24 protein-coding genes and 3 pseudogenes are annotated in these 26,714 nt (G+C 60.2%); 10 read left to right on the forward strand and 17 right to left on the reverse strand.

Annotation, left to right across the window (positions count from 1 at the left end; genetic code table 11):
- Positions 1-57: 57 nt before the first annotated feature.
- The 5 genes from ABID26_RS30905 to nifB form a co-directional block, all read right to left on the reverse strand.
- The gene (locus ABID26_RS30905; RefSeq protein ID WP_354417412.1) at positions 58-942 is read right to left on the reverse strand and encodes an SIR2 family protein; all 885 of its coding nucleotides are present in this window, start codon (positions 940-942) and stop codon (positions 58-60) included.
- A gap of 42 nt (positions 943-984) precedes the next feature.
- Positions 985-1,197: a putative nitrogen fixation protein NifT gene (nifT, locus tag ABID26_RS30910; RefSeq protein ID WP_040971429.1), complete on the reverse strand. Its 213-nt coding sequence runs from the start codon at positions 1,195-1,197 to the stop codon at positions 985-987.
- A gap of 15 nt (positions 1,198-1,212) precedes the next feature.
- Positions 1,213-1,518, reverse strand: a complete 306-nt coding sequence (locus tag ABID26_RS30915; RefSeq protein WP_354417413.1) for a nitrogen fixation protein NifZ — start codon at positions 1,516-1,518, stop codon at positions 1,213-1,215.
- A 97-nt stretch (positions 1,519-1,615) separates the two neighbouring features.
- On the reverse strand, positions 1,616-1,810 hold the full coding sequence (locus ABID26_RS30920) for a 4Fe-4S binding protein (protein ID WP_040985349.1): 195 nt from the start codon (positions 1,808-1,810) through the stop codon (positions 1,616-1,618).
- 33 nt (positions 1,811-1,843) lie between these two features.
- Entirely contained in the window at positions 1,844-3,268 is a 1,425-nt protein-coding gene (gene nifB, locus ABID26_RS30925; RefSeq protein ID WP_354417541.1) for a nitrogenase cofactor biosynthesis protein NifB, read from the reverse strand.
- Here nifB and ABID26_RS30930 point away from each other — a divergent pair.
- Positions 3,171-3,473: a hypothetical protein gene (locus ABID26_RS30930; protein ID WP_354417554.1), complete on the forward strand. Its 303-nt coding sequence runs from the start codon at positions 3,171-3,173 to the stop codon at positions 3,471-3,473. The genes nifB and ABID26_RS30930 overlap by 98 nt on opposite strands.
- Positions 3,474-3,895: 422 nt before the next feature.
- Here the strand turns inward: ABID26_RS30930 and ABID26_RS30935 are convergent, their stop codons facing one another.
- Positions 3,896-4,909, reverse strand: a complete 1,014-nt coding sequence (locus ABID26_RS30935) for a Fic family protein (RefSeq protein ID WP_354417416.1) — start codon at positions 4,907-4,909, stop codon at positions 3,896-3,898.
- Positions 4,910-5,046: 137 nt separating this feature from the next.
- Here ABID26_RS30935 and ABID26_RS30940 point away from each other — a divergent pair.
- Positions 5,047-5,337: pseudogene (locus tag ABID26_RS30940) on the forward strand (zinc-binding dehydrogenase); the annotation flags it as partial.
- Between the two features lies 1 nt (position 5,338).
- Here the strand turns inward: ABID26_RS30940 and ABID26_RS30945 are convergent.
- The 10 genes and pseudogenes from ABID26_RS30945 to ABID26_RS30990 form a co-directional block, all read right to left on the reverse strand.
- Positions 5,339-5,848 (reverse strand): annotated as a pseudogene (locus ABID26_RS30945) (alcohol dehydrogenase catalytic domain-containing protein); the annotation flags it as partial.
- Between the two features lie 183 nt (positions 5,849-6,031).
- Positions 6,032-7,723, reverse strand: coding sequence for a nif-specific transcriptional activator NifA (gene nifA / locus ABID26_RS30950; RefSeq protein ID WP_435528625.1), 1,692 nt, complete (start codon positions 7,721-7,723; stop codon positions 6,032-6,034).
- Positions 7,724-7,951: 228 nt separating this feature from the next.
- Complete coding sequence (locus tag ABID26_RS30955) at positions 7,952-8,245, reverse strand: ferredoxin family protein (protein WP_354417419.1); 294 nt, start codon at positions 8,243-8,245, stop codon at positions 7,952-7,954.
- Between the two features lie 10 nt (positions 8,246-8,255).
- Positions 8,256-9,563 (reverse strand): FAD-dependent oxidoreductase, encoded by a 1,308-nt coding sequence (locus tag ABID26_RS30960; protein WP_354417421.1) that lies wholly within the window; start codon positions 9,561-9,563, stop codon positions 8,256-8,258.
- A 10-nt stretch (positions 9,564-9,573) separates the two neighbouring features.
- A complete protein-coding gene (locus ABID26_RS30965; RefSeq protein WP_354417424.1) occupies positions 9,574-10,683 on the reverse strand; it encodes an electron transfer flavoprotein subunit alpha/FixB family protein in 1,110 nt (369 codons plus the stop codon).
- A gap of 15 nt (positions 10,684-10,698) precedes the next feature.
- Positions 10,699-11,550, reverse strand: a complete 852-nt coding sequence (locus tag ABID26_RS30970; protein ID WP_354417426.1) for an electron transfer flavoprotein subunit beta/FixA family protein — start codon at positions 11,548-11,550, stop codon at positions 10,699-10,701.
- Between the two features lie 178 nt (positions 11,551-11,728).
- A complete protein-coding gene (gene nifW, locus ABID26_RS30975; RefSeq protein ID WP_354417428.1) occupies positions 11,729-12,109 on the reverse strand; it encodes a nitrogenase stabilizing/protective protein NifW in 381 nt (126 codons plus the stop codon).
- Entirely contained in the window at positions 12,106-13,314 is a 1,209-nt protein-coding gene (gene nifV / locus ABID26_RS30980) for a homocitrate synthase (RefSeq protein ID WP_354417430.1), read from the reverse strand. Before nifV ends, nifW begins: the two co-directional genes overlap by 4 nt.
- Positions 13,311-14,528 (reverse strand): cysteine desulfurase NifS, encoded by a 1,218-nt coding sequence (nifS, locus tag ABID26_RS30985; RefSeq protein ID WP_354417432.1) that lies wholly within the window; start codon positions 14,526-14,528, stop codon positions 13,311-13,313. Before nifS ends, nifV begins: the two co-directional genes overlap by 4 nt.
- A gap of 16 nt (positions 14,529-14,544) precedes the next feature.
- Positions 14,545-14,865, reverse strand: coding sequence for a HesB/IscA family protein (locus tag ABID26_RS30990; protein ID WP_041003345.1), 321 nt, complete (start codon positions 14,863-14,865; stop codon positions 14,545-14,547).
- 603 nt (positions 14,866-15,468) lie between these two features.
- Here ABID26_RS30990 and ABID26_RS30995 point away from each other — a divergent pair.
- Positions 15,469-16,530: a hemin-degrading factor gene (locus tag ABID26_RS30995; RefSeq protein ID WP_354417434.1), complete on the forward strand. Its 1,062-nt coding sequence runs from the start codon at positions 15,469-15,471 to the stop codon at positions 16,528-16,530.
- A 912-nt stretch (positions 16,531-17,442) separates the two neighbouring features.
- A complete protein-coding gene (locus ABID26_RS31000; RefSeq protein WP_354417436.1) occupies positions 17,443-18,240 on the forward strand; it encodes a calcium-binding protein in 798 nt (265 codons plus the stop codon).
- A 220-nt stretch (positions 18,241-18,460) separates the two neighbouring features.
- On the opposite strand, the pseudogene ABID26_RS37105 reads toward ABID26_RS31000, so the two are convergent.
- Positions 18,461-19,113: pseudogene (locus ABID26_RS37105) on the reverse strand (transposase); the annotation flags it as partial.
- 579 nt (positions 19,114-19,692) lie between these two features.
- Between ABID26_RS37105 and ABID26_RS31010 the strand changes: the two are divergent.
- The 6 genes from ABID26_RS31010 (at position 19,693) to ABID26_RS31035 (ending at position 25,904) form a co-directional block, all read left to right on the forward strand.
- Positions 19,693-20,910, forward strand: a complete 1,218-nt coding sequence (locus ABID26_RS31010; RefSeq protein WP_354417440.1) for a cytochrome P450 — start codon at positions 19,693-19,695, stop codon at positions 20,908-20,910.
- Between the two features lie 47 nt (positions 20,911-20,957).
- Complete coding sequence (locus ABID26_RS31015; protein WP_354417442.1) at positions 20,958-21,167, forward strand: ferredoxin; 210 nt, start codon at positions 20,958-20,960, stop codon at positions 21,165-21,167.
- A 212-nt stretch (positions 21,168-21,379) separates the two neighbouring features.
- The gene (locus tag ABID26_RS31020) at positions 21,380-22,021 is read left to right on the forward strand and encodes a nuclear transport factor 2 family protein (protein ID WP_354417444.1); all 642 of its coding nucleotides are present in this window, start codon (positions 21,380-21,382) and stop codon (positions 22,019-22,021) included.
- Between the two features lie 311 nt (positions 22,022-22,332).
- The gene (locus ABID26_RS31025; RefSeq protein WP_354417446.1) at positions 22,333-23,931 is read left to right on the forward strand and encodes an SDR family oxidoreductase; all 1,599 of its coding nucleotides are present in this window, start codon (positions 22,333-22,335) and stop codon (positions 23,929-23,931) included.
- 278 nt (positions 23,932-24,209) lie between these two features.
- Positions 24,210-25,262: an LLM class flavin-dependent oxidoreductase gene (locus ABID26_RS31030; RefSeq protein WP_354417448.1), complete on the forward strand. Its 1,053-nt coding sequence runs from the start codon at positions 24,210-24,212 to the stop codon at positions 25,260-25,262.
- A 27-nt stretch (positions 25,263-25,289) separates the two neighbouring features.
- On the forward strand, positions 25,290-25,904 hold the full coding sequence (locus ABID26_RS31035) for a nitrogen fixation protein NifQ (RefSeq protein WP_354417450.1): 615 nt from the start codon (positions 25,290-25,292) through the stop codon (positions 25,902-25,904).
- Positions 25,905-26,714: the final 810 nt, after the last annotated feature.

Consider the following 26,714-nt stretch of genomic DNA (forward strand, 5'->3'; position numbering starts at 1 on the left):
TGGGGCGCCCGACTCCCCCGTCAAATGCCCAGGACATGCAAAGCTGGTTATCATCTGCTAAACGTCTGTTCCAACCAGTTGAGCCGCGGCTTCGCCTACCGGCATGTCTATGACCGTGATTGCGTTTGCTGCAAGGAAGCGGCGTTCGTTCTTGGTCAGCGTTGCCGAATCGATAGCCGCGAAGTGCGGGCCGCTTGAGCGCTTGATGACTTGTCTGGCGTAGGTGCGCAGCATCTGGTCGTCGAACCGGCAGCCGAAGAAGAAGAAGCCGCGCTTGGTGCGCCGTTCCTTCACGGCTCGAGGGATCGGAGTCTGGATATCGATTTCGGTTAGCGCTTCGACGTAATCCGAATCTGCGATAAGGAAGTTTGCCGCCGGCTTGATGCTGCCGTGCGGGGTATAGAGGACTGTCGTTGCCGCCGAGTCTGGTTGGAGTTCCGTTCCAGACAAATCGTACGTTTTCGTCCAAACGTCGCCAATTGCGTGCGCCCGCGTGACCCCTTGAATTTCGACGACATCAGTGCGGCCGGTGTCTATGAGGGCCGCGCGCATGGCGCCGTCGTACCAGCTATCGACGATCAGCGAGAGGGGAAGTGTCGCGAGCCAGGCATGGAAAACGGTCGGCGCCACCGGGCCTGCGAATATCTCAGCCATCCAGGCCTGGAGCGTCCGCCGATGCCGGCGCTGCTCGATGAATTGGGCGACCGACCACATATTGGTGCGAATCTTCGAAGGAGCGGGCGCCCGCGCGTTGAATGCTGCGGCAACGGCTTGCGGCGTATGCGGTACCGGTGGTTCCTCGTACCTAAGCCGAAGCAGGTCGGGACCCAGATACGGGATGATCTCATCGGCGCAGAGAGCCTTTTTCAGCAGTTCAAGCTGCTTGGCGGCATGACTGTCCCGGTTGATCATGAGATGGCCCAAGGCCAGGATCCTATTCATGCTCGTTTCCCGTTGACGCTCTCAGGTTGCCGACCTGCGGCATCAATCCTCGTCGGAGATCTTTCTTGCCTCGACGGTGATCGGCAAAGGTGTATCTCGCGGAAGGTCGGGCAGAACGAGCCGCCAGCCGTTCCTGAGCGTTATTGACCCTCCCCATAGCTCTTCATTCTCGACGCCGATGATCGGCTCTTCGAGATCCTTCTTGGGCACATACGCCGATAGGCCGGCGTCGGTCTTGCGGATCATAACCTTCATCGGCCTGTTCCCTTTCTAGTGACCACAAGTGATTTCGGCACAAGGATCCCCGGATTTGTCGAGGCTGATCAATTCGTGGGCGCGCATGCCAACGACGGTGCCGCGATCGAACCATTCGACCGCATAGATGTAGAACTGCTGGAGAAAGGTGCCGATGTCGCGCACATAGCCTTCATCGCCCTTCCGCACGAGGTTTGCGCCTATCTCCCTACCGGGATAGGTGCCGTCATTCTTTATGTGGCGTGTGGCACGGACCCGCTCGCCCGGCATAAATCGTGGAGGCTTGCGGATCTCGACCTCCTGTTCGCGTCCGAGGCCCATCCCCTTCCTTCCTTTCTTGCGGCTCCAGTTCGTTAACAAAGGAGATCATGGCGTGCTCCGGAAGCGACCCCGACCGTGCCGCTAACCCGAGTGGAGGTTAGGCGGGAATGCAGGTCCCCGACACCGGGCATACCGAGGCGCATTGCTGGGTATCGAAGGCCTCCTTGCATTCGGTGCACTGCTCCGGATCGATCACGTAGGTCTCGCCCTTGAATTTGATCGCACTCGATGGACATTCGAACTCGCAGGCACCGCATTGCGTGCATTGCGAGGCGATGATCTTGAAGGCCATTTCTCAACTCCTGATTCGGTTGGGACGAGACGCTCAAGCCGTCGCCGCCAGTGGTTCGCTCCCAAACTCGGCGGCGTAAACCGCGCTGATAGCGGTCTCGATGTAGTCGTAGCCATAAACATCCATTGCCCGGATTCCAGCTTCCGCGAGCTGATCCTTGGGGCAATCTCCGATCTTGGCGCACAGCACGATATCGATGTCTTTGAGCGCAGCTATCACGCCTTCGAGGGTGGCGTCCGCGCCTCGGCCGCCCAGGCAATACTGCTCGACCTTGCGATGCCCGATGAAGCTGATCCCCCTCTGAGAGGCCTCATAAACCTGGAATTCCTTCGAATGGCCGAAATGTTCGTTGATCCGGCCGCCGCCCTTGGTCGCCACAGCGATGTGGAGCGATTTGCCCGAACCCGTTGCCTTGACCGTCGCGACCGCTTGGTTTTTGGCTGCCACGTGATCGCCGCGCTCGCGCGCGACCACCTCCCGGTAGGCCTTGCGTTTGCTGGCGTCGTAGGTGATGTCGTCCGAAATCTGGTCGATGGTGAACTCCTGGCCACGATCCTCGCCAAGTAGGCCGACAGCGTCGGCCCGGCACTGCCGGCAATGGCGCATCAGCTTGACGCCACCTTCAAGGCGATCCTGAAGCGTCTTCAGTTCCAACGCCGTTGGGCCGCGCTGCCCGGTCAGCCCGAAATGCGTACCGTGCGCCGGGTCGGAAATCAGTGGCATGACATTGTGCAGGAACGCGCCGCGCTCCTTTACCCATTTATTGACCTCGATCAGGTGTTCGCCGTTGACGCCGGGGATCATCACCGAATTGATCTTGGTGAGGATGCCGCGCGCGGTCAGCATCTCCAGGCCCAACATCTGCCGCTCGTGCAGGATCCTGGCAGCGTCGATGCCGGTGTGGCGGCGATGGTCGTAAAAGATCCAAGGATAGATCTTTGCGCCGATTTCGGGGTCGACCATGTTGATGGTGATTGTCACATGATCGACATTCATGTCAGCAAGCTCGGCAACATGATCCGGCAACGCGAGACCGTTGGTGGAGATGCACAGCTTGATGTCGCGGATTTCCCTGGCGACGCGTTCGAAAGTTGCCTTTGTCTTCTTCCAGTCGTAACAGGCGTCGCCCGGCCCGGCGATCCCGAGCACCGAGAACTGGGGCACTTCGTTGGCGACCGCGATCACCTTGCGTCGCGCCTGGTCTGGAGTCAGCTTTTCCGAGACGACCCCGGGTCGGCTTTCATTGGCACAGTCATATTTGCGATTGCAGTAGTTGCACTGGATGTTGCAGGCTGGCGCGACCGCCACATGCATGCGCGCGAAATAATGGTGCGCCTCTTCGGAATAGCATGGATGTTCCTTGATCTTCTCCCAGACAGCGGAGTCCATCTCGTCCGGTTTTGCGGACGAGCCGCAGGATGAAGATGCGCAGCCGGCGGATTTCGCGATCGTCAGCAACTGGTCGAAGGATTTAGTGCTGACCAAACTCTCAAGCGAAATCGTCGGTAAAGACATGAACGGCTCCGTTCCTGGGTGGACGTTGCAGTTCGAAGCGCAAAAGTTGTGCCAGCTCAAAAAAAGCGGGTTTCAGTTCAATATGTCGGCTTTCATGCGCGATTCCGCCTGTTCGTTACGTCACATTTTTGTCTGGCTTGCGACTTGAACAGGTCGGCTCGCTCGGCATAGAGGCCTTAGGCCGGCCGCTGCAGGGGCGATTTGCAAGCTCGTCGAAGGCATGCCCGATCTCGAAGAGATCATGGAGGCTGCTGGCCCCCGGCGCAAGCTGCGCGCCGAATTTGCTCGCCCGCAAAAAAGTGCTCACGATCCCCAGGAATGACGGGACCTGCCGGCGCTTGATGACGGTTCTCTGGACCCCGCGGTGGCGCTCGCCTATGCCCGCGACGATCGACATTCCACGGCGATTGAGAAGCTCCAAGGCGGTGGGGAGGAAATTTGAGTAATCTGCTCATTCGGATTGATGACGGAGACGGCGGACTCATCGGAAGGCGTCAATTTATGCATCTTTCATGCAAAATTGCTTTGGCTGAAAAATATATCGTTATATCAAGTGTTTGCACTTGCGATTTATGCAGGAGGCCTACGGTCCAACGTGTGCGGGCCTCCGACGGGTTTCACCCTGTGATATTTCTCGACAAGGTCAGGCGCGACACCGTATGCGACGCAGTTCAACTCATTGATAGAGACGATGATGTCCACGAAGGACTGAACTATGACATCCAGGTCTTCTCCCTCGAGGTCCCTGAATGCGTCTCTCGCGAAATCGCTTGGCATCAAATCGGGACTGTCGACTGCCCGGCTGAGATACTCCGCGACGGCGTCGTCAAGGCGCCGTCGCATCCTGATCTCCACTGAGCGCGGCACTTTCTTGGTGGTCGTTGCCACAAGGTAGGACGGCGCTGCGATTGCATAGCCTTCGGCTATCGCTTTACCGAGGTAGCTCGTATCGGCCAGTTCGTACCATGTCGTCATGCCGATCCCGTAAGCGGCTCTACCCACTCCGATGAAGGAGATGGGAGGCAGTCCTGCTTTCAGTAGCGGGATGTTGCTGAGCAGTCGCCCGGTCCTCTTGTTGCCATCGATGAAGGGCTGCAGGTAAGCGATGCCTGCAAGCAAAGCGAAGGAGGCCTCGAACGGATCTTTCGCTGTGGACGCCTTCCAGCAGAGCTCCGAAAGCCCCATTGATAACTCGGTGTGGTCGGACGACGGAACGTATGAACTGGTCGTGATGTTAACCGGGTCGCGTCGAACCGCGCCGAGATTGTTCTGCCTGACCAGAGTGCGCATGAGCATCGCGTGCAGTCTCATCACCGTCTCCGGAGCGATCTCCACTGTCGCAATGTTGTCGATGACCCAGCCAATCGCCTGCTTGTGGTTCAAGATCATTTGGACTTCGATTTCAGACTTTCCGCCCGCGACCTCCGCGTATTTGATGAGCGCCTCGGTCTCAGGCAGGGAATAAGTATTTCCTTCAAGCGCCGAAGAAGCCCAGGACATCTCGATCAAAAATCTTTCGGCAATTTCACGCGTGTAGGTGGAGGGGTCGAGCTCTAGGCTTCCCTTTCCGACGGACTCGGACATAAGCGCGTGCGAAGCAGGATCAAGCCAGGGTGCAACGTTAGGGTCGTAGGATCTGAAGCGGTCTGGATCGTATTTCACCTGCTGTCGAAGGGGGCCTGGAATCGCAAACCACTTCGCTTCCGCCGTTAGGCTGAACGATGCTGGTCACCGGCGCAGGACCGATCGGCATCATGGGCGCGCTGGTAGCGCAGTGTGTCGGCGCCAGGAAAGTCGTCATCACCGACATCAATCCGGTTCGCCTGGATCTGGCGCGCAAGCTCGGCGTCCAGCATGTCGTCGACGCCTCGAAGGAGAAGCTGCGCGACGTCATGCCTTCGATCGGCATGAGCGAAGGGTTCGACGTCGGGCTGGAGATGTCGGGCGCGGCGCCTGCCTTCCGTGACATGATCGACACCATGAACAATGGCGGCAAGATCGCCATCCTCGGCCGTCCTCGCCGACCAGGTCGAAGGACAATGCGGTGTGGACGGCATTGCCCAATGGATCGAAGATGGCGGCGATCTCGTCGGGCACGTCGTCGGGGATCGGCACGACATTGTGCTGCGGTATCACCATGTACTCCCCGAAGGCACCGGGCCGGTTGACGCCGACGCCGAGCGTGTTGCGGCAAAGATGCCCTCGTCCTGCGCGGCAGTGGCGGCAATGGCCGCAGACGATATGGCCTTCGCCCGAGACGCGCTGGCCGACCTTGTACTCGGTGACCGCGGCGCCGTAATCGGCAATGGTGCCGACGAACTCATGGCCGGTCACCATCGGCACCGGCACGGTCTTCTGCGCCCACTGATCCCAATTGTAGATATGGACGTCAGTACCGCAGATCGCGGTCTTCCTGACCTTGATCAGCACGTCGTTGGGGCCGATCTCCGGCACCGGCACCTCTTCCATCCAGATGCCCGGCTCGGCCTTGGCCTTCACCAGCGCCTTCATCATGTTGGACATTCTTTTGTTCCTTGGATCCGCCGACATCTGGGTGCGGATGCGCGCCTGGCCCCGGGCAGCACCGGGAAAGAGAAACCGATGACGTAGATCCCGCGCTTCAACATGCGTCGCGTCGAGTGGCGTCTCAAAGGCACCACTCGAACACGGCGCGAGGAGGCCTGACCGTTCGACGTCGCAGGCTTCTTAGAACTTCTTCACCTCGATACCATGCCGACGCAGGGCATAGCCGACTTGCCGCGGCGTGAGGCCGAGGATACGCCCAGCCTTGGCCTGAACCCAGCCGGCCTTCTGCATCGCGTCGATCAGCCTGTCGTAATCGGTCACACGCATGCCTGTTGCACCCCAGGCAGGATCGCTCGGACCGCGGCCGTTGACGGGCACCGCTGCGCCCCCGGAGGCGCCGATGCGCCTGGCTCCCAGCGGCAATTCAACCGGCATCCTGTTGCGGCCGAACTCATCGCTGGCACAGCCGTCGTTTGCACGGTCGGCTCCTTTCCAGAGGAGGGAAGACAGGCACTGGCTATTCTGGCAGGCAAAATCTGAAGTGGCGATCGTACTTGAACGCGCAAGAGTGGCCGTCCTTCGCACGCAGTTTTCCAGCTCACGGACGTTGCCAGGGAAGTAGCATTGCGAGATCAGGTCAAGCGCCGGCGGCGCGAAGGCGAGCTCGCAATGGTTCTCGCTATTGAATCGATCGAGGAAGGCCTTCGCAAGGCGTGGAATATCGCCAGGTCGCTCTCTGAGCGGTGGCAGCATGATTGGCACCACATTGATGCGGTAGTAAAGATCGGCCCTGAACTCTCCGTTCACGACGGCCTTCTCGAGGTCCTTGTTGGTGGCGCATATGAGCCGGACGTCGACCGTTAGCGTCCTGGTGCCGCCGACGCGCTCCAACTCGCCTTCCTGCAAGACGCGCAACAGCTTTGCCTGGAAGGCAGGCGAAATCTCGCCGATTTCGTCAAGCAACAGGGTTCCGCCATTCGCTAATTCGAACCGGCCGGCGCGCTGCGCGACAGCCCCCGTGAAGGCGCCCTTTTCATGCCCGAACAACTCCGATTCCAGAACGCTTTCAGGCAGTGCGGCGCAGTTCAATTTGACGAAAGCCTTCTTGCTGCGAGGCGAAAGCTTATGGATGGCCTGCGCAAAAAATTCCTTGCCGGTGCCGCTTTCACCCCGCAACAGCACGGTAGAATTGGTCCTTGCCACGACCGCGACGGTTTCGAGCACCTGCTTGAGTGCGGGACTTTCCCCGATGATCCCGTCGATTTTGACATGCGAATGCCGGGCAGGGCGGGTCTCTTTCTCGTCGACCGATTTCTCCGGTCTCCGTTGCTCCTCGACAAGCCGCTGACGATCTGTGCTCAGGAAGCGATGGAGGCGGATGGTCCGGCCGACAAGGTTGGCGACCATCGTCAGGAAGCGTACGTCTTCGTCGCAACGCACGCTGGCGGCGCCGTCCCGGACACGGTCGATCGACAGTGTACCGAGGATTTCATTCTCAGCCTCTATTGGCACTCCGATAAAGGTAACCGCCATGGTGGCGCGGCTCGAAGCCGTTTGAAGATCAGCCTGAAATAGTTCGGACTTGCTGACATCGTGTACGACGAGCGGCGTCCCCGTAGCGACGATCCGGTCTACCACGGCCTGCGGTATGACGCGGCGCCAGTCTGATTGACCTTCGTGGTTGTTGCCGGCGGTTGCGGCAATCTCCAGCTCTCCTTCCGCGTCCAGGACGACCATTGCTCCATGACGCATTTGCACAAACGAGGAGAGTACGTTGACGACATTGGCAAGCGTGATCTCCAGCCGCGTGGGAGCGGTCAAGATCTCGGATATCTCGTAGATACCCCTGATCGGGATGTTCGGCTCGTGCATGGCTTTGATAGGTGGCCGTGCGTCGCGAAGCCCTACCTCGTGCTCCCGATCCCGCATTACTTGACCCATGGAAACACCTCAGGGGTTGTAAGGTGCCCCTCCCAAAGCGCCTTTCTTTCGATTCGCGATATCCCAGTATTCACGAGCCCCTGTTCAATTGCAAATTGTCATGTTGCTATCGCGACAATTCCAGGTATCGGCTCTGGCAACGGCGCGCGCGTGCATGGGTCATCCGAACTTGAAGAGGACACCGAAGCCGCCCCGCGGATAATTCCACTCGATCTCACCACTGGCCTCGCACAGTATCCGACAGGTGCCGCACTCCATGCAGCCGTCGGCGGTGATCTCCACTTGGCCCTCGTCGGTCAATTCATAGCATTGGGCCGGGCAGACGCGGGTCAACGCGAGCAGGTTGGCGCTGGGCTTCTGGTGTCGTCGCACTTTGATGTGCGGACGCCCTGAATCGACCAAGTAGCGATTCCGATAGAGCTTCTCCTCGATGCGTGACGCTGCGATTGTCATCTCGTCTCTCCTAGCGCCAGGCGCATGTCAGGCGGACCACGTCGCTCAGCAGCCCCCAGCGCGAACGCGCCTTGATGAAGGCAGTAGTGGTCGCCTTTTCCTTGTCGATTTTCGGGGTGCCGTCGACCCGCATGAAGTTCTGGGCCGCCTGCGACATCAGCTGCGGGTAGGTGGTGAAGAAATTTCGTGAATTGGTGTGGAGCAGGGTCGGCATGTCCTTGTATTTCTTCAGGTCTTTGATTACGAAAGACTTGTTTAACATGGTCTTGTAGAGAGCAAGGTTCTGTTTGGTCATGGGACGCTTGCGGCTTTTGACCTGCACGATTGCCTCAGCCGCGATGCGGCCGGAGGTCATGGCGAGGTTCGAACCCTCGCGGTGGACGGCGTTATTCAATTGCGCGGCATCGCCGACCACCACCCAACCGTCGCCAAAAAGCTGCGGAATCGCCTTGTAGCCACCTTCGGGAATGAGATGCGCGGCATATTCTTTCACCTCTGAGCCGGCGATTAGAGGTCGGATCGAAGGATGATTTTTTAACGTATCGAGTAGGACGTATGGGCTCTCCATCCTCGCAGCGAAATCGGAAACAAGGCAGCCGATGCCCAGCGAGATAGACTCCTTGTTGGTGTAAAGGAAGCCGAGACCGGCCATGCTGCGGGAGATCGTACCTACGGCCTCGATCACGCAGCCTTCACCGGCCTTGAGGCCGAACCGCTGCTCGATGACCTCTTCAGGCAGGAAATGCATTTCCTTGACGGCGAGCGCCACGGATTTCGGCCTCGGCATCTCGCGAAGCCCGGCGCGCGTGCCAAGCAGTCCGGAGACACCTTCTGCGAGAACGACAACGTCCGCGAAAATCTCTCCGCCGGTCCGGTCGGTGCGGACGCCGACCACCTTGTCCTTGGCATCGCGCACGAGTTCCGTCACGGTGGTCTCGCACAGAACCGTCGCACCGGCCTCGCGCACCTTACGCGAAAACCATTTGTCGAATTGGGCGCGGATGATCGTATAGCGGTTGGGCTTGGCCTCATTGAAGTCGTCCGACCGATAGTGAATCCCGGTGTGGGATGTGTCGTCCATCACCCAAAGCCGCTGTTCGACCAAATGCCGCTCGAGAGGCGCATCATCCCGGAAATCCGGGATGATCTTCTCCAGCATGTTCGCGTACATGATTGCACCCTGAACATTCTTGGAGCCCGGATATTCACCTCGCTCCAACTGCAACACGTTCAGGCCATGGCTTGCCATAGTGTAAGCAGCAGCGTTTCCGGACATACCGGCCCCAACAACAATGGCGTCGAATTTTTCGTTGATCATGTCCAACTCCCTAGTTCGCAAGCTTATCGCGACTGTGGGGCGACAGCCGCCGTGTGAAGGCCTCCGTCAGTGCGGGAAGGAAGCGGATCGCGTCGGTGATGATCCCGAGGTGGGCGAAATCGAAAATCGGCGCGTTCGGGTCGGTGTTGATAGCCACGATGAGATCCGCCCCTTCGACACCAACCCGGTGCTGGATGGCGCCGGAAATTCCAGCCGCTATGTAAAGCTTCGGCCGGATGGTCTTGCCTGTTTGGCCGATCTGCCGATCAGCCGACAGCCAGCCCTTTTGCACCAACGGGCGCGAACAGCCATGCTCGGCGCCGATTGCTCGCGCGAGATCCTTCACAAGCTGCAGGTTCTCCGCCGCGCCTAGACCGAGGCCTCCTGCAACCACAACATCGGCATAGGCAAGATTGGCCTTTCCAGACTGGCTATCCGGCAGGAAACCGAGGATTTTGGTGACGATGTCATCCTCGGCTACCGATAGCTGGTGCCGGATGACACGGCCGACCGGCCTGTCCATCCGCCGCGGCATGGGCATGACCCTCGGTCGCACTGTCGCCATCTGCGGCCGGTAATTGAGCGTGTAGATCGTGCATAGTAAGGAACCGCCGAAAGTTGGACGGGTCGCAGCGAGCGAACCGTCCATATCGACGTCGAGTTCGGTGCAGTCGGCCGTGAGCCCTGTCTTCAAGGTTGTTGCGACCGAACCAGCAAGATCCCTGCCGAGGGTGGTCGCCCCGAGAAGCAGGATCTCGGGTTTATGGGCATCGACCAGATCCGTCATCGCCTTGGTGAAAGGCTCGTTGCGATAGTCGGCAAGCAGCGGCGCCTCGACGTTGTAGACAAGATCGGCGCCATAAGCGAAGGCCTCGGCTACCGCAGACTGGGTGGTTTCTCCTGGCGGTCCGAGCACGATCCCCGCGAGCGCGACGCCAAGCTTGTCAGCGAGCTTGCGGCCTTCACCGAGCAGTTCGAACGATACCGGGTGGACCTGGCCGCGCTCGAGCTCGATAAAGACCCAGACGTGGCGATAGTTTTTGAAATGGTCGGGCAGCTCCTTCTTTGTGCCGGCACGGCCGGAGGCAGGGCGAGGGGCTTCTCGATTCGCGCTCGACATCGTCTCTCCTTGCCGTCATTCGCCGCCGTTGAAGGCGAGTTCCTGTTCCAGCGCTGGCCCGCGGGTTAAGATTGCGGCGATAAGTTCGTCAGCGAGATCACGCAAATTCCTCTCGGGGGCGTCGATTAGTGCCGCCTTTTCCGCCCGCGCTGTAGGGGCGAAAACGCGCTTGACGACCGTCGGCGAGCCGCGCAGGCCGCATCTGGTGAGGTCATCAATGCCGGCGTCGGCCGCACTCCATCTCAGGACTTGGCTGCGCGCGGCGTACAGCGCGTCCTCGAGCGATCCCCGACGGATCTCGTTTGTGCCTTCCAGCATCGTGATGAGACAAGGCAGTCTGCTCTCGAGCATCTGCGTGCCGCCTTCACAGCGGCGCTCGACCTTGATCTCGCGGGCATCGAGGTCAACGGAGGGGATCTTCGCGACGTAGGTGAGTTGCATGAGATCGAGGCGCTTGGCGATGCCGGGTCCGACCTGGGCGGTGTCTCCATCGATCGTCTGCTTGCCGGTGAAGACGATGTCTGGAGTCCCGAACGTCTCGCCAACCTTCGCGATTGCCTGGGAAAGAGCGTACGAAGTCGCCAGCGTGTCGGAGCCGGCAAAGTAGCGGTCGGTCAACAGCACTGCCCGGTCGGCGCCGTAACCGAGGGCCTTGCGCAAGGCGTCCTCTGCCATGGGCGGACCCATAGTGAGCACGGTGACCTCGCCGCCATAGTTGTCGCGCAGTCTGAGCGCTTCTTCGAGGGCGAACAGGTCGTAAGGATTGATGATGGTAGGCACACCCTGGCGCATGATCGTGTTCGTGACGGGATGGACCCGTATCTGCGCCGAGTCCGGCACTTGCTTGATGCAGACTACGATGTGCATTGGCGGTCTCTTTGGGCTTTAACCGGGTGCGGGTCTGATCTGGTTGGCAGCACTATTCGTGCCAAGTCGTTTTGCGTCCTTCTATTGCTGGAGGCTCGGTTGGTTCCTTCCAGGGGCGTGTTCACGACAACCGGATGTGTCGGGTTCTCGACATTGTCGCGTCGCAACCATGTCGCTCTCATTCTTTCGGGAACCGCTTCAGTACGGACTCGAACGGGACGAAGGTGCGTCCCGGCCTGGCAGGCTTGTTTGGATCGCGGTCTTTGAGCACCTTGAAGACCCGGTGCGTGAGCGGGGAGGAAGTCGCGAAGTCCTCATAGGCGCGTTGTAGTGTGGCGCGCACCCGCGCCGCGACCACCTGGTCGGGCAGATCGGATAGATCTTCTTCGGCCAGGTATTGGCCCACGCGCTTCATGATATGAAGCCGGGAGACATTCAGCACCTTTGGATCATAAGAGACTCCAAGGAGCGCGAAGAACTCCTCTGCGGCCGACAGGCCCTTCAGTCGCGCGAGGATGTCGGTAACATCGAGGGGGCGGCCGTCAGCTGAACAATTCATCGCAATCTCGCTGGTCGAACAACTGTGGCATCGCTGAGTTCGTCGCCCAGCCGGCCTGGACCGGCTACCTCCGCGAGGCGTGCCTCGCTGCACATTCCATCGTAGAGCTCGACCAGTTGAGTTGCTGTCACGATCGATTTGGTCTCGGCCGCCTTGCGGCGGACGCGAGCCACGATTGCGGCTGCCAAATCCGGGTCGAGCTCGCGACCGCTTTCGCTCAGCACGCGGGCAATCGCGGTGGCGCCGGAATGCTTACCGATGACGATACGCCGGCAGCGGCCCACGAGTGCCGGGTCGAGCCCCTGATAGGCGCGCGCGTCATTCAGCAGCCCTGCGACATGGGTGCCGGACTCGTGGGTGAAAACATCGGCGCCGACGACCGGCTTAATAGTCGCCGTCTGCCGGCGGGCGGCGCAAGCCACCTGGGCGGCGAGGTCGGGCAATGCGGTCAGCTCGATGCCGGTATCCGCGCCGTCGATGACGGCCATCGCGGCCGCCACTTCTTCCAGCGCGGCGTTACCCGCACGCTCGCCGAGCCCGAGAACGGTGACGGACGCATGGCGCGCGCCTGCCCGGATCGCGGCCAGCGTGTTGGCGGCCGCAAGGCCGAGATCGTTGTGGCCATGAAATTCGAGGTCGATTTCAGACCTTGCCATGAGCTGGGCGACGAGTTCGAAAGTCGAGAACGGGTCGAGAATGCCGACCGTGTCGGCAAGCCTGACGCGGCTTGCGCCGGCGCGCGCAGCCGTTTCGATGACGCGGGCAAGATAATCCCCATCAGCCCGCGAGGCATCCTCGCAGCCCACAGCGACGAAGAAGCCACTAGCGGCTGCGCGCCTCACCATTTCCTCGATGAGCTGGAGCGCTCCCTTCTGATCGAGGCCGAGCTTGGCGGCAAGTTGGATGTCGGATGCAGGCAGCGACAGATTGACGGCGCTGACGCCGCTTTCGATCGCTGCGTCGAGATCCCGCGCCTTCATCCGGCACCAGGCCATCAGCCGAACCGGGAGACGCCGCGCGACCGCGGCGCGAATTGTTTCTATCTCGTCGGCGCCCATGATCGGCGTGCCGATCTCGATCTCTGGTACGCCGGCGGCCACAAGAGACTCGGCGAACTCCAGCTTTTCCGCCGTCGTAAAGGCGACACCGGGCGCCTGCTCGCCGTCGCGCAAGGTCGTGTCGTTGAGGAAGACATCACGGCTCATGAATGGCATCCTGTTCTGCTGCCGGTCAGGTACAGACAGGATCGAACGTCTTCGGGACTTCGCCCACGCGACCCAGAACCGGGAGAGTCACGCAGCTTCTCCACGATTGCCGGCATGACCTCAAGCACCCGCTCGACGTCTTCTTCGCCGTTGTCGCGTGCAAACGAGAAGCGGACTGCCCCGTGTGGCATCTGCATCGCGCTCAGGACATGGCTGGGTTCCATTGAGCCGGAGGTGCAGGCGGAGCCGGAGGAACAGGCGATCCCCACGCGGCTCAGCAGATGTGGGATTCCATCGCTTGCGGCATGTTCAAAGGAGATGTTTGCGGTGTTTGATAACCGCTCCATCGGATCGCCAGTGACACAGCTGTTTGGGATGCGCTGGAGGATCCCATCCTCCAGGCGGTCGCGCAGCGACTTTACCCGTGTGGTCGCGTCGTCCATGAATTTCAAAGCGAGTTCGGCTGCCATGCCGAGCCCGACTATGCCGGGAGTGTTCTCCGTGCCGGCACGCCGGCCGTGCTGTTGGTTTCCGCCCTTGATCAGCGAGCGGAAGTGCACGCCACGCCTTATCCAGAGTGCGCCGATCCCTTTGGGGCCATGAAGCTTGTGGCCGGAGAGCGACAGCATGTCGATAGCGGTCGATTTCAGGTCCATCGGAAGCTTGCCAACCGCCTGCACTGCATCGGTATGGAAAAGGGCGCCAATTTCCTTGGCCAACTCGGCGAGCTTGGCCACGGGAAAGATCGTACCGGTCTCGTTGTTCGCCCACATGACCGAGACGATTGCCACACGGGGCGAGAGGACCGCCTTGTAGGCGTCGAGGTCAAGCCGGCCACGACGATCCACGGGGATTCTGTGGACCTTGACGCGGCGAGTCTGCTCAAGATGCGCGCACAGCGTCAATACGGCGGGATGCTCGACCGCGGACGTCACGATCTCGGTTCGGTCGGGCGGGACCTCGAGCGCCGAAAGGATCGCTGCATTGTCGCTTTCTGTTCCACCCGAGGTGAAGGTGATCTCATCGTCGAACTGCGCGCCGATCAGCGCCTGCAACTGCCGCCGCGCCTTTTTTATCGCCGCGCCGACTGAGGCGCCAAAAGCGTGCGTCGACGAAGGGTTGCCGAATTGATCCGTGAAGTACGGCAACATCGCTTGCACAACGTCAGGATCGACCCGTGTCGTTGCGTTGTTGTCGAGGTAGACAGGTCTCATACGAACAGTCCTTCAGTTAACTGAAGGACTTGCCACAGCCGCACTTGTCCCGCGCGTTGGGGTTGTCGAAGACAAAGCCGGAAGAGTCGAGCCCGGTGACGAAGTCGACGGTCATGCCGGCGACATGGGGTTGGGAGTCTGCATCCACAAACAGCTTGATCCCATCTGTCTCCGTGATCACATCGCCCTGGCGCGAGACGCTCTCCAGGCCCATTATGTATTTGAACCCGGCGCAGCCGCCGGTCTGGACCATAATGCGAAAACCCTCCGCTTGCTCGCTGGCGCGGGAAAGAGCGGTCTTGACTGCGGCAACAGCATTGTCGGTGAGCGTGATCATGGCAAGATTTCTCCTCAATCCGTGACGTCTTTGCGGATCACGCTGCAGGGACCGTGCCAAAGAGGAAAAAGCCGTTTTAACACGGCGCGATCCTTCTAGAGGCGCTATCAATCCTGTTGGCCATTGCTGAAAAGACGTCGGGCAACCGACACGCATTGTCGGGTTTGTCGAATACGTGACACCAAAGTGTCCGGCCTCGGTTCGACTGAACTCTCACATAAATCATTGATGAGCGTGCGGAACATCTTTTTGCGCTTGTTCAGGCGAATTGGCACGACTTTTGAAACGTATTGGCGATGCGGCAAACACCGCCGAGACAAAAATCATGCTGCGAGTGCCCTCGCGATCGATCGAATGGAGCAAGCCACATGTCAGGGCTGGGGCAACATGTCAGAGTTGGTCAGAACCGCTCTGCGCGGGTGGAATCGGCTCCTCGCCGCTCAGACGACACGCCCGGTTTCGATGGCGATCACGCACTCTCGCCAGCGGCACCCTGCTCCTGGACGAGCAGGAGGTCGGCATCGAGCAGCCACGCTGCGCTCAGTCGACCGACCACCCGGCAGGGCAACTGATCCTCAACAAGCAGATGAAGGTCGTTAACACATGGACCAGCGCGAGAGACCATCGCCGCACGAAATCCGGCGGGCGCAGCAAGACAATCCAAAGATCCGTGAGCACGATCTCGCCGCCCGACTGGGCATTTCGGAAGCGGAACTGGTCGCCGCGCATTGCGGCCTGGGCGCGATTCGTGTCGAGCCGCGCGTCAATGATCTGCTGACCGGCCTCGAAGCCGTCGGCGAGGTGGTAGCGCATACCCGCAATGAAAGTGCTGTGCACGAAAAGGTCGGCGTCTACGACAAGGTGGTGACCGGCAACAAGCATGCCCTGGTACTTGGCCACGACATCGACTTGCGCATCTTCCCGAAAGTGTGGGCGCATGGCTTTGCTGTCGAGAAGCGCAATGGCAAGGACGTTAGCCGTAGCCTGCAATTCTTTGATGCCGCCGGCAAGGCGATGCACAAGGTGCAACTCGGACCCGCCTCAAATCTCGATGCTTATCAGAAGCTGGTGGCTGACCTGGAATCCTCGAACCAGGAGCCGATCGTAGTATTCAAGGCGAGCGGAGCCAACGATGACGCAGAGGTTCCTGACCAAGCCGCCACGGTGGAGGATCTACGCGAGTGCTGGAGCCAGCTGACGGACGTGCATCAGTTCTTCGACATGTTGAAGAGACTGAAGCTCAGCCGCCGCGAGGCGGTGCGTATGGTCGGCGAGGTTTACGCTTGGGCGCTCGAAAAGGACGCCATCGGCGCCATGTTTCAACAGGCGGCCGAAGATGAAATGCCGATCATGTGCTTTGTAGGCAATCGTGGCTGCATCCAGATCCATTCCGGTCCAATCAAGTGGGTCAAAACAATCGGGCCGTGGATCAATGTGCTCGACGAGACCTTCCACCTGCATCTCGGGACCCATCACGTCCGCGAGATCTGGGCCGTTCGCAAGCCGACCAAGGACGGTCACGTCACTTCGCTCGAAGCCTATGACGCCGATGGCAAGATGATCGTCCAGTTCTTTGGCAAGCGCCGCGAAGGCGAGGGCGAGCGCGAGGACTGGCGGTTTCTGGCCGAGACCCTGCCACGCATTCCCGGTCCGACCGCTGCATGAGGCAAGACCCATTGCATGTTGTTTTCCGTTTTCGCTCGGCGCTCGCCCCGGAGCTCGGCATTCTGCTGGCCATCGCTTTGCCTGCGGAGCGAGTGAGCTCGTAGCTATTGCTTCCCGTACTGTCACAGATCGTTCGATCGTCGCAATCGTCTGCGCGCTTGGCGGGGAAAGACATCTCGCCGCTCGAAATTCGACGAGGTACTACCCGAATTCCGCTGAAGGTTGACCGATGTCGGCCAGGTGCGTCAGCTGTCGGCGAAGGTTGTTTTGTCGGTCAGTCCATCCAACATTGCGGCCATTGCTCCAAAACGAGGTCCATGCTTCGTTCAAGTAGCCATCCTCAAAGCACTAAGATCCTTGGTTAGGCCATTGCTTGCTTGTGATCTGATCCGCAGGCGGGGAACAACTCTTAATCTGGCGACAGCACCCGGTGGGCAGATGGAGTGATCTCTGCCGCGGATCGAATGCCCCGGCCGCTTGCCGCGCGCTGTGGAATGCCGCGCCGGATCGCTTTGCTCGGCCATTCCACCACGTCGCGTCAAAAACAAATGGCTGCAAGGACCAACGATCATTCTGCCCCTGCTTCCACCGCGGAAGGCGCCGGCTTCGATAAGGTCCTGCTCAATGACCACATTTCCTAGAAAACATCACATTGCGCCGATACCAAGGCTTAGGCCTCCACTGCGAGCGAGAGAGAGCAGGACGCCCTCGGGCCGCGCGTGTGTTCCGGCATCCACTGGCACCCGCCTCGCGTCATTGCGCGCACGACCTGGTGGCGCCATGGCGCACCCGACGATGATACATCCATCGCGTAAATATGTTGAATCGGAACAATCAATTTTGCCTATAACCTGAAGAGAGATATGAAAAGGTTCAGGTGGCGTGGGGACGCATGATTAAGGAGTGTCTCTGATGGCTATCCATGGTAGTCCGCGCGACAATGCCCTCTTCGGCACCAATGGTGACGATGTGGTCACAGATCCCGACGGCAATGACTGGATTGACGCTCTTGCCGGTCACGATTCCATTTCGGCGGGGCCCGGCAATGACCGAGTCTTCGGTGGCACAGGCAATGATCATGTCTTTGGCGAGGAGGGCAATGACTACCTCTACGGCGACAGCGGGCGAGATGGACCGCGCATCACTGCTGAGGATAATGACAAGCTCTATGGGGGTCCGGGTAACGACACCCTCTTTGTTGGTGACGGCAGGGATTTTCTGACCGGGGGCACAGGCAACGACACGTTCGTGTTCCAATTCCACAACCCGATCCCTGGATATGACCCGCGTTTCGGGCCGGACCCGGATAATACCTCGATCTTGGATTTCAACCCGGCGGACGACACTTTGGCCTTCGATGCGGTCGGCCTCGGTAGCGACGGTTTTGGCGCGAACTTCGTCAACCACGCCAGCTCACGGCCTGGCCATCCAGTTGACACCTTCTACAGCGGCGACGCCGCGGGCGCGAACGGCGAGCATGTCGTCGTGCTCACCAACTCGTTCAGCAACGGCTCCCAGGCTGCGGATGCGATCTCCAATGAGCATACCGGCGACATTGTCGTTTACTATAATCCGTTAATCCATTCAGCGAACCTGGCATATGTCACCTCCGATAACCATGCCGACGATTTTGCTCATCTCGGTAATGTCCACAGCGTCGCGGATCTGGCCGGGCTTGGGTTGAGCGCGTGGGACTTTACCTTCGTCTGATCCGCGGGAACCGCTTTGGATCGGATAGGACGAGATGCGCTACCGCGTAGATAAACCGCCCCTTTTAGAGGTTCGCACGGATCGCGTCTGTGGTGTAGATGACGGCGCGGCTGTCGCGCTTCTTCTTGCAAAGGCCGGAAGATCAGCGTGCCACTGCCTGCAGACTGATGTGCGGAAAGGGCTGAAGAGAAGGTTTATTATCTTGGCCTTTGCGCGGCCCATCGTTCTGCTCAAGCAGCGGCGCCGACGAGAGTGCATGATGGCCTCATTGGGGAAGATGCCGACGACCTCGGTGCTCCATTCGATCTCGCCGTTGAGCCGCTCGACCGGTATCTAGCGGGAGCTCGGCGCGGTGCTCTTTGACGAAGCTCATGGAGGCGAGCACGTCATTCAGTCTCGTTCCATGATGATGGCGAGCTTGAGGATCTTTGGCCGGATCTGGTCGGCAGCGGACGGTCTCCTGGGCAAGACCGGTGGCGATGAAGGCCGAGACCATGCGACGGCCGCTCTTGCCGATGCGCTAGTAAGTTCCTCGTGAAATGCCTGCCGCCCGCCAGCGCTACCAAGTAGCTGGAGCACCTCGAGACCGCCGGCGGACGCTCCCATGGACGTCGAGGACGACAAGCTTGACGTCTCTGAAGCCGCGGCGCGTCAGTTTGCGCAGGAGCTCGGTCCAGGTCGGCTTGGCCACGGGGATGCCGACCTCATGCCAAGCACCTCGCGGTAATCGTCGGTGTCGACGCCGAAGGCGATAATCACCGCAACCGAGACGATGCGGCCGCCGCGGCGCACCTTCAGACAGATCGCGTACATCCACACCTTGCGAGGGAGAAACCCGAATGGCTGCGATACTCGGCGACGAGCGAATGCTTTGGCGCATCGGCACACAACGAGTCTCAACATTATGCCAAGTCGGCAGAAGAGCCTCAGAAGGAGTGTCCTGCATACTGTTAGTTTGGTCTGAACCAAGGTTTAGCAGGAGCCAAGCCGAACAGTCCCCGTGTCGCGGACGCGACAACGCTGACCCCAGGTGTCGGTTGTCGGACGTTTTGCTGGGAGGATGTGGTCATCCAACGAGCGGCGGTCCCGGTGGTGGCTGAGCATAGACCGGTACAGCACCATCGATACGGCCGCTCCGGCACGCAACTTGCTTAGAGGATTTCGGGGCGCCAGCAGCAGTGCGTCACGGAGCTCAGCGACGATTGACCAGTCTCTCAACTTCAAGGGGGATAACCAGTGGGTTACGCTTTAGAACCGCAGCACCAAGCAGGAGCCTTTGCTGCTTGAATGCGCAACCGATCTCTTGCGCTGGTGCGCAGTTTGGCTGCATCGCGCAACACAATGACGACACGCTAGAGCTGGGACTTACCGGGTGCTGGCCAATCGACCTTGAGATCGGGCTGCAATCTCAATCTAGCGCATGAACGCCCAGCGTTCAGGAGAAGAGGCCAAATGGCGACAAATCCGGTTCCAGATCATGTCCCGCCCGAAATGGTGAGGGACTTCAGCCTGTTCACTTCGCCGGGCATGTCACCGACTCCCAACGGGGATCCCCACGCGGCAGTCGCTTGCGTCCATTCCGGCCCGCCTATCTTTTATTCACCCCTCAACACGCGCGACGGCAGGGGCACCTGGGTGATCACCCGCGCCAGCGACCAGCGCCGGGTGCTGCAGGACAGCGAAACTTTTTCCAGCCATCGCAGCATCTTTGCCTCAGCGTTGGGCGAAAGCTGGCCGATGATCCCGCTTGAACTCGATCCCCCGGCCCATGGCGCCTTTCGCTCACTGCTCAATCCGCTGTTTTCGCCAAAGCGGGTGGCGGCATTGGAGCCGGCTGTCCGTGAACGGGCAATCAGGCTGATCGACGGGATCGCCGCATCGGGCACAAGCTGCGACGTCATGAAGGATTTCGCATTTCCGTTCACGGTAAACATCTTCCTTCATCTCCTAGGGCTACCGGATAACCGAATTGACACATTTATCGGATGGGTGAGAGATCTTCTGCACGGAGACGATGTGAAACGGCCGGCCGCGGCCCGGACCATCGTTTCGTTCATCGACGAACTTGCAGCCGCGCGCCACAATGACCTCGTTGATGATTTCATGACTTTCATCGTGCAGGCACAGGTCGAGGGTCGCCGCCTGACCAAACAGGAAGTGCGCGGCGTCGGCGTGCTTGTTTTTGTTGCCGGGCTCGACACTGTTGCAGCAGCGATAGGCTTTGACCTGGCCCATCTCGCACGCAACCTCAAGGATCAGGAATTGCTGCGCGGCGAACCAGGCCGGATCGTGCCCGCGGCCGAAGAATTGCTGCGCGCCTATCCGACCGTTCAGTTGATCCGCGTGGCAACGAAAGATATCGACTTCGAAGGCGCGCCGATCCGCAAGGGAGATTATGTTTCCTGCGCCACGATGATCGCCAATCGCGACCCAGCGGAATTCAAATGCCCCAACACGGTCGATCTGGCGCGAGAGGATAACCGCCATGCCACCTTTGGCTATGGTCCCCATCGTTGCCTTGGCTCACATCTTGCCCGACGCGAGATCGTTATTGGGTTGGAGGAGTGGCTGGCGCGCATCCCGACCTTCCGGATCAAGAAGGGCACGGCACCCATCACCTCTGGCGGCCATGTGTTCGGGATCGAAAATCTGATTCTAGACTGGTCCTGACCAAGCCCCGCCCCGAGCCGAGGTGCAAAGACAATGGAGGCAGCGCCATGCGCATCATCGTCCAAAATACCAAATGCCAGGGCCACGCGCGATGCGCGTCGCACGCGCCACACATCTTCAAGCTCGATGACACCGGCTACATCCTGCCCGGTAACATCGAAGTTGCGGAAGGGGAGGAAGTGACTGCATCGCGAGGCGCGCGGTCCTGTCCCGAACGTGCACTTAAACTCGACCGTGAACCCTGCAGCACGAGTTGAACCGGAAGTCATTCCGCCGAGAGTGCGGCGGGCATGAAAGGGATGGACCAAGTGGCGCATACGGCAACGGAGGCACGCGCCTTCTGTTCCACCACCGTCCGCGTCCAACTGCGCAGGGGCACCTGCGGCATCGAGATGCCCCCCAGGATGCGCAAACGCCAAGGTGCGGTTCGCAAAACAATCTTCCGATCACAGAATTTGTGGCAGGGCCGATGGAACAGACGAAAATTGCCCAACTAATCGACCGTGACGCAATCCGCGACTGCCTCTATCGGTACTGCCGCGGGATCGACCGCGCTGATGAAGCGGCGCTACGCAGCGCATACTGGCCCGATGCGCATGACAATCACGGGGCCTATTGCGGCCCTGCAGAGGGGTTCATCGAGTTTGCACTCGGCGTCTTCAAGGCCGGACCCCGCAACATCCACCAGATCACCAACATACTGATCGAATTCATCAGTTCGTCAGAGGCTGCGGTGGAGAGCTATTTCACCGCGCTACAACGCGCACCAGATCAAGACGGAGACGTACGCCAGACGCTCCTGTGCGGCCGTTACTGCGATCTGTTTCACAAGAGGGAAGGGGAGTGGCGGATTGCCGAACGGACAGTCGTCTACGATTGGATAGAGGAGCAGATCCCACCAGCGATCGTTGAGGCAGAACGGTTCGGCCCGCGCCGGCCGATCGGAGCACCGCATCCGGACGATCCGGTCTACAGGTTCGGGAAGCGTCGCATTCCTTCTCGCCATGACTCTTCGGAGGCGTCGAACGATACAGCCGCATCCGCCGAGGAGACTGAAGGCCCTGACAACTTTGCGATGCTACAGCGATCCCGGCGAAAGACTGTCCCGTGAAGGGGCGCCAAATCGCATTGCCTTTCTGCCCGCGACGCCGTGAGCGATCGGCTCTCTCCCACGAGCCCGCCGACGACACGGTGTCCACAAATTTGCGGGACCTGGCAGCGCCGACGATCAAGCTAAGCTCCTGTCCTTGGTCGGTCCCTCAGCAGCCTCGGCTACCAAATCGGCAGTTGGACAGCTGCCGCATCGCTGCGTCGTCTTTCCGGGTCCGCAACTGGCCATCGCCAGGACTCGCTGCGAGCATCTTTGCCGCTCAAAATTGATTGGCTGAAATCGCTCAAGGGAGCGCGGGAGAAGTCCTCAACATGCAGACAGGACGCATTGTCATTATTACGGGCGCCGCAGGTGGGATCGGCCGTGCCCTGGTCGAAATTTTTGCCAAGGATGGAGACACTGTCGTTGCGGTAGACCTTCCTGGCAGTGGCGTCGTTGAACTGGCCCGTGGTCTCGGCCACCCGCATCTCGGCCTCGAGTGCGACGTCTCGCGGGAGGAGGATGTGCTCGCGCTTTACGGTCGAGTCGAAGCACAGTTCGCCCAGATCAGCGTCCTCATCAACAACGCCGCTATGGGACCCACCATGGCTGCGAGCGTCGACACTGGTGTCGACGCCTTCCGCCTCGCCCTGGCAGTAAACTTGATTGGACCGTTCGTCATGGCCCGCGAAGCGGCGAGGCGCATGAGGCGGGGCGGTGCCATCGTCAACGTCGCTTCGATGGCGGGCGTCGTAGGCAATCCCAAGCGCAACGCCTACGCGGCCTCAAAAGCGGGCCTGATCTCGTTGACGAAGTCCCTAGCATGCGAGTGGGCTTCTCGCGGCATTCGCGTGACGGCGGTAGCGCCCGGCTACGTGCGCACGCCGATGGTGGCAGAACTGGAACGCGCGGGCAAAGTGGACCTGGCGGCCGTGCGCCGCCGCGTGCCGCTGGGGCGTTTGGCGCGCCCGGACGAGATCGCCCTCGCCGTGCGTTTTCTGACCAGCTCGCAGGCGCGCTACATCACCGGTTCAGTGCTGGCGGTCGACGGAGGCTGGATGTCATTCAACCAGCCGGGGGATGCGCACCCGCCGGTGGATGGGATACCCCAAGCCGAACTCTGCTGTCCGGCCGAACGCACCGACGCGCGTATCGTGCTCGTCACCGGCGGCGCGAACGGCATAGGCGCGGCCGTGGTTCGCCGCTTTGCAGCAAACGGCGATACCGTTGTGATTGCTGATAGAGATGGCGCTGCAGCAGCAGAACTCGCTGCGTGGCTCCGCGGCAAGAACCCGGCCAAATGCGTGGATGTGGCCGTCGAGAGCGAGGTGGTAGCGCTATTCGAGGAGCTGCGGGCGCGCTTCGGGCGCATCGATGTGCTCGTCAACGGTGCTGCTGCCGCCGACACTTTGTCGTTGGGAATCGAACAAATACCGGAACACATCCAACACGTGTTGGATGTCAATCTTACCGGGGCCTTCACCTGCGCTCGCGAAGCGATCAAGACGATGCGCGCTGGCGGCGTGATCCTCAACATCGGATCGATCAACAGCTTTCTGCCGTTCGCGCCGCGCCATGCCTACGGTGCCTCCCAGGCGGGGCTGGACATTCTGACCCGATGCCTGGCGGCCGAACTCGGGCCGGTCGGCATACGGGCCGCCACCGTCGCTCCTGGCTTCATTTGCACGCCTGGCGTTGCTCAGTTGGCGAAGGTCGGCCGCATCGATGTGAAAACGATCGCACGACGCATCCCGATGGGCAGGCTGGGACAGCCGAAAGACGTCGCTGACGCAGCGTTCTTCCTGGCTTCGTCTGCCGCCTCATACGTCAACGGCTCCATCCTGTACGTGGACGGCGGCTGGACCTCTTTCGGTGATGCGGGAAACGCCAGCGAACTCGATAACGAGTATTTTGCGGAGGCCGCGTGTTGATCGTCGACTATTCGCCACGCGACAGGCCGCGGCTCATCGAAGCCGAGTTCGACCAAGGCTTCATCCGCTTGGGCGCCGCGCTCGCACCGAGACGAAACGTCGGTTCTCATCGCTGTCGAAGCAGTTCCAACCGCGCTCGGTGTGCCTGCAACCGCCGAAAGGCTTGCCGCATGACCACGCCGCCGCCAAGGGCAAGATCGAGGCCGCGGCCAAGCCTTGGGTGGGTACTTAGCGCAACTCCCGACCGTGCCCACTCCCTCCACAGACAAGGAAACACCATGGAATTCGCAACCTTCATCCTGGCCGCCCAGCGTGGGTATCATCAGTCTTGCGAGAGCGTGATCCGCAACTCCATCGAACAGGTGGTCGTTTCGGAACAGGCCGGCTTCGATACGGCGTGGTTCGCGGAGCACCACTTCAACAATTATAGCCTTGTTCCCTCGCCCTTGATGATGGTGGCGCACTGCGCCGGCGTGACGAGTATCATTCGCCTTGGCACTGCCGTGTGCGTGCTGCCGCTCTATCAACCGCAGCGCCTGCTTTCCGAGATCGGCTTCGCCGACATTGTTGCCAACGGCCGCCTCGAGCTTGGCGTTGGCGTGGGCTACCAGCAGTTCGAGTTCGAGCGCTTCGGCGTCAATATCGATGAGGCGCCAGCGGTCTTTTCGGAATACTTGGACATCCTTCAAAAGGGCCTCAACCAGAACATCTTCGAGCACGACGGCCAGTATGAGAACATTCCACCGACGGCGATTTCGCTGCGCACCGTCCAGAAGCCGACCCCGCCGATCTGGATCGCGGGTGGGACCGCGCGCATAGCCCGGGCCTATCGTGAGGGACACAATTTTTTTGTGACGGCATTCCACAACGGCTTGGAGGCTTTAAGCACGCTGCGCGAAGCCATCGAGAAGGCGGCGGCTGCCGAAGGCAAGAATGTCACGGACGCCAAGATATCTTTGCTACGTTGCTGCTATGCCAGCGACGACGAGGCAGAGATCGACAGCTATTTCGACAACGCGCGCTTCCAGCGCCGGCTGTCTGAAGCACTGCATCAGCGTCGCCAGCAGAGCCTGGATGGCTATCTGCTAAAAGAAACGCCAACGCAGCAAGATATGTCATTCGCGACGATGCGCCGGAACCTGCCGATCGGCAGCGTGAATCGCGTGATCGATCGCCTACTGGAAGAGATCGACATCTTAAAACCCAACCAGATCGCAATTCAGACCCAGTTGGGGGATTTCGACCAAAAGACGATGCTGCGCCAGATCGAGCTCTGGGGAGACAAGATCATCCCGGCAGTCAACAAGTCGCTCGCTCATCAGGGCGGTTGATGGGACAAAACCAGGAGAATGGCACCCATGCTCGCCCACCACTGTGGCCGCCTCTGCGCTCGCCAATCGCCGCGGACCAAGCTGGAGTTTGATCAGCATGTGCTTACCTGCGTGCTTTCTTGTGCGCTCGAGGAAGTCGAGGCCGGCGAGGCGACGGCGACAGAGGCAACCGGTCTTTCGCGCGCCGAGCTGCGCGACGTCCTGGCCCGCAGCTTCCCCACTGGCCACTTCAAGGCCTCGGCCCTGGAAGAGATGGGCGAGCCCGAGCCGGACCCGGAGGAAGAACTTTTGCGCGAGCTGCTCCTGGACCATGCCCTGCCGGGCGACCCGGCGAGCGCCCGGTTTGCCAAGATCATCGCCCGGCGTGCCATGCGCAACGACCATCTCTGGCAGGATCTTGGCCTTTTCAATCGCACCGAGCTCAGCCGCCTGCTTACCACGCATTTTCCGACGCTGGCGGCCGGCAACACCCAAAACATGAAATGGAAGAAGTACTTTTACCGCAAGCTCTGTGAGGCCGAAGGGTTTTCGCTATGCACCGCGCCCAGTTGCCGGGAATGCAATGATTTCGCAAGCTGCTTCGGTCCGGAGGAAGGCGAAAATCGCCTCGCACGAATCAAAAATGAAATCCCATTGGATTAAGAGCCGCTTGCGTCAGTGGTATGAGGCGGCCAACCTTGATCGCCATCGAGCCGTAGGCGCTTTTCCCGACGACGTTACACGGGAGGAGGGGATGTTCATCGTCTGATCGAGGTGCTTGCGGGTCAACTCGGCTCGGGTCTGGACCTTCTTATTTCGGAAGCAGGACAAGAATGTTGAGAGAACGAACAAAACGGATCGCCAGGACAGAGGCGTCTCATGCAAAAAACCATGCGGCTCTCGCTGGTATCAGTCATCGGACGATGCGGCGCTCGAGCGCGGCGAAACGATCCGAGCCATGATGATTACTTGTAAACCGGTCGCTCGGTCGCTACGGCGCTTTTGAAGGCGCGCTCCCTCGCTCCCTAGCGTCTCAGCCTTGTTCGACATACGGCGGGCGTGGAGCAAAGGCGGTTGGGAGCTTTGAGGAGCGGCAAAGATGAATTTTTGATCTTCGCTTCAGCCAACACGCAGTAGTCCTGCCAACTGCCTTTTTCCGTCGTTCCTCTAAGGCCATCTCAGTTGAGGGGGCTCCTGTCTATGCATTTAGTCTCGGCTCCGGGGTCGCCTCGGTAATCTCTCTCACGCATTTGACAAGGGACGCTCGCGGCAAACTCTTGCATTTGGACGTCGCGTGACATACGTGATATGGGTATGCTCATACGCAATCTCACGTGATGTCATGTCCGACGCTCTCTTCTCATCTTTCCTCATGGTTGACCGGCCGCCTGCGCCGATCGCCGGACGGCGCGCGTCGGGCGGCGCTAGGGCGCAGGAGCGCCCTAGCCGCTCCGTCCCCGACGATCGCGAGCT

Origin of the sequence: Mesorhizobium shonense (genome assembly GCF_040545255.1) — a bacterium.
GTDB lineage: Bacteria > Pseudomonadota > Alphaproteobacteria > Rhizobiales > Rhizobiaceae > Mesorhizobium > Mesorhizobium shonense.

Excerpts from the sequence above, each read along its gene's own strand:
- ABID26_RS30905 (WP_354417412.1), bottom strand. The coding sequence starts at position 942 with ATGAATAGGATCCTGGCCTTGGGCCATCTCATGATCAACCGGGACAGT.
- nifT (WP_040971429.1), bottom strand. The coding sequence starts at position 1,197 with ATGAAGGTTATGATCCGCAAGACCGACGCCGGCCTATCGGCGTATGTG.
- ABID26_RS30915 (WP_354417413.1), bottom strand. The coding sequence starts at position 1,518 with ATGGGCCTCGGACGCGAACAGGAGGTCGAGATCCGCAAGCCTCCACGA.
- ABID26_RS30920 (WP_040985349.1), bottom strand. The coding sequence starts at position 1,810 with ATGGCCTTCAAGATCATCGCCTCGCAATGCACGCAATGCGGTGCCTGC.
- ABID26_RS30935 (WP_354417416.1), bottom strand. The coding sequence starts at position 4,909 with ATGTCCGAGTCCGTCGGAAAGGGAAGCCTAGAGCTCGACCCCTCCACC.
- nifA (WP_435528625.1), bottom strand. The coding sequence starts at position 7,723 with ATGCACGAGCCGAACATCCCGATCAGGGGTATCTACGAGATATCCGAG.
- ABID26_RS30955 (WP_354417419.1), bottom strand. The coding sequence starts at position 8,245 with ATGACAATCGCAGCGTCACGCATCGAGGAGAAGCTCTATCGGAATCGC.
- ABID26_RS30960 (WP_354417421.1), bottom strand. The coding sequence starts at position 9,563 with ATGATCAACGAAAAATTCGACGCCATTGTTGTTGGGGCCGGTATGTCC.
- ABID26_RS30965 (WP_354417424.1), bottom strand. The coding sequence starts at position 10,683 with ATGTCGAGCGCGAATCGAGAAGCCCCTCGCCCTGCCTCCGGCCGTGCC.
- ABID26_RS30970 (WP_354417426.1), bottom strand. The coding sequence starts at position 11,550 with ATGCACATCGTAGTCTGCATCAAGCAAGTGCCGGACTCGGCGCAGATA.
- nifW (WP_354417428.1), bottom strand. The coding sequence starts at position 12,109 with ATGAATTGTTCAGCTGACGGCCGCCCCCTCGATGTTACCGACATCCTC.
- nifV (WP_354417430.1), bottom strand. The coding sequence starts at position 13,314 with ATGAGCCGTGATGTCTTCCTCAACGACACGACCTTGCGCGACGGCGAG.
- nifS (WP_354417432.1), bottom strand. The coding sequence starts at position 14,528 with ATGAGACCTGTCTACCTCGACAACAACGCAACGACACGGGTCGATCCT.
- ABID26_RS30990 (WP_041003345.1), bottom strand. The coding sequence starts at position 14,865 with ATGATCACGCTCACCGACAATGCTGTTGCCGCAGTCAAGACCGCTCTT.
- ABID26_RS30995 (WP_354417434.1), top strand. The coding sequence starts at position 15,469 with ATGGACCAGCGCGAGAGACCATCGCCGCACGAAATCCGGCGGGCGCAG.
- ABID26_RS31000 (WP_354417436.1), top strand. The coding sequence starts at position 17,443 with ATGGCTATCCATGGTAGTCCGCGCGACAATGCCCTCTTCGGCACCAAT.
- ABID26_RS31010 (WP_354417440.1), top strand. The coding sequence starts at position 19,693 with ATGGCGACAAATCCGGTTCCAGATCATGTCCCGCCCGAAATGGTGAGG.
- ABID26_RS31015 (WP_354417442.1), top strand. The coding sequence starts at position 20,958 with ATGCGCATCATCGTCCAAAATACCAAATGCCAGGGCCACGCGCGATGC.
- ABID26_RS31020 (WP_354417444.1), top strand. The coding sequence starts at position 21,380 with ATGGAACAGACGAAAATTGCCCAACTAATCGACCGTGACGCAATCCGC.
- ABID26_RS31025 (WP_354417446.1), top strand. The coding sequence starts at position 22,333 with ATGCAGACAGGACGCATTGTCATTATTACGGGCGCCGCAGGTGGGATC.
- ABID26_RS31030 (WP_354417448.1), top strand. The coding sequence starts at position 24,210 with ATGGAATTCGCAACCTTCATCCTGGCCGCCCAGCGTGGGTATCATCAG.
- ABID26_RS31035 (WP_354417450.1), top strand. The coding sequence starts at position 25,290 with ATGCTCGCCCACCACTGTGGCCGCCTCTGCGCTCGCCAATCGCCGCGG.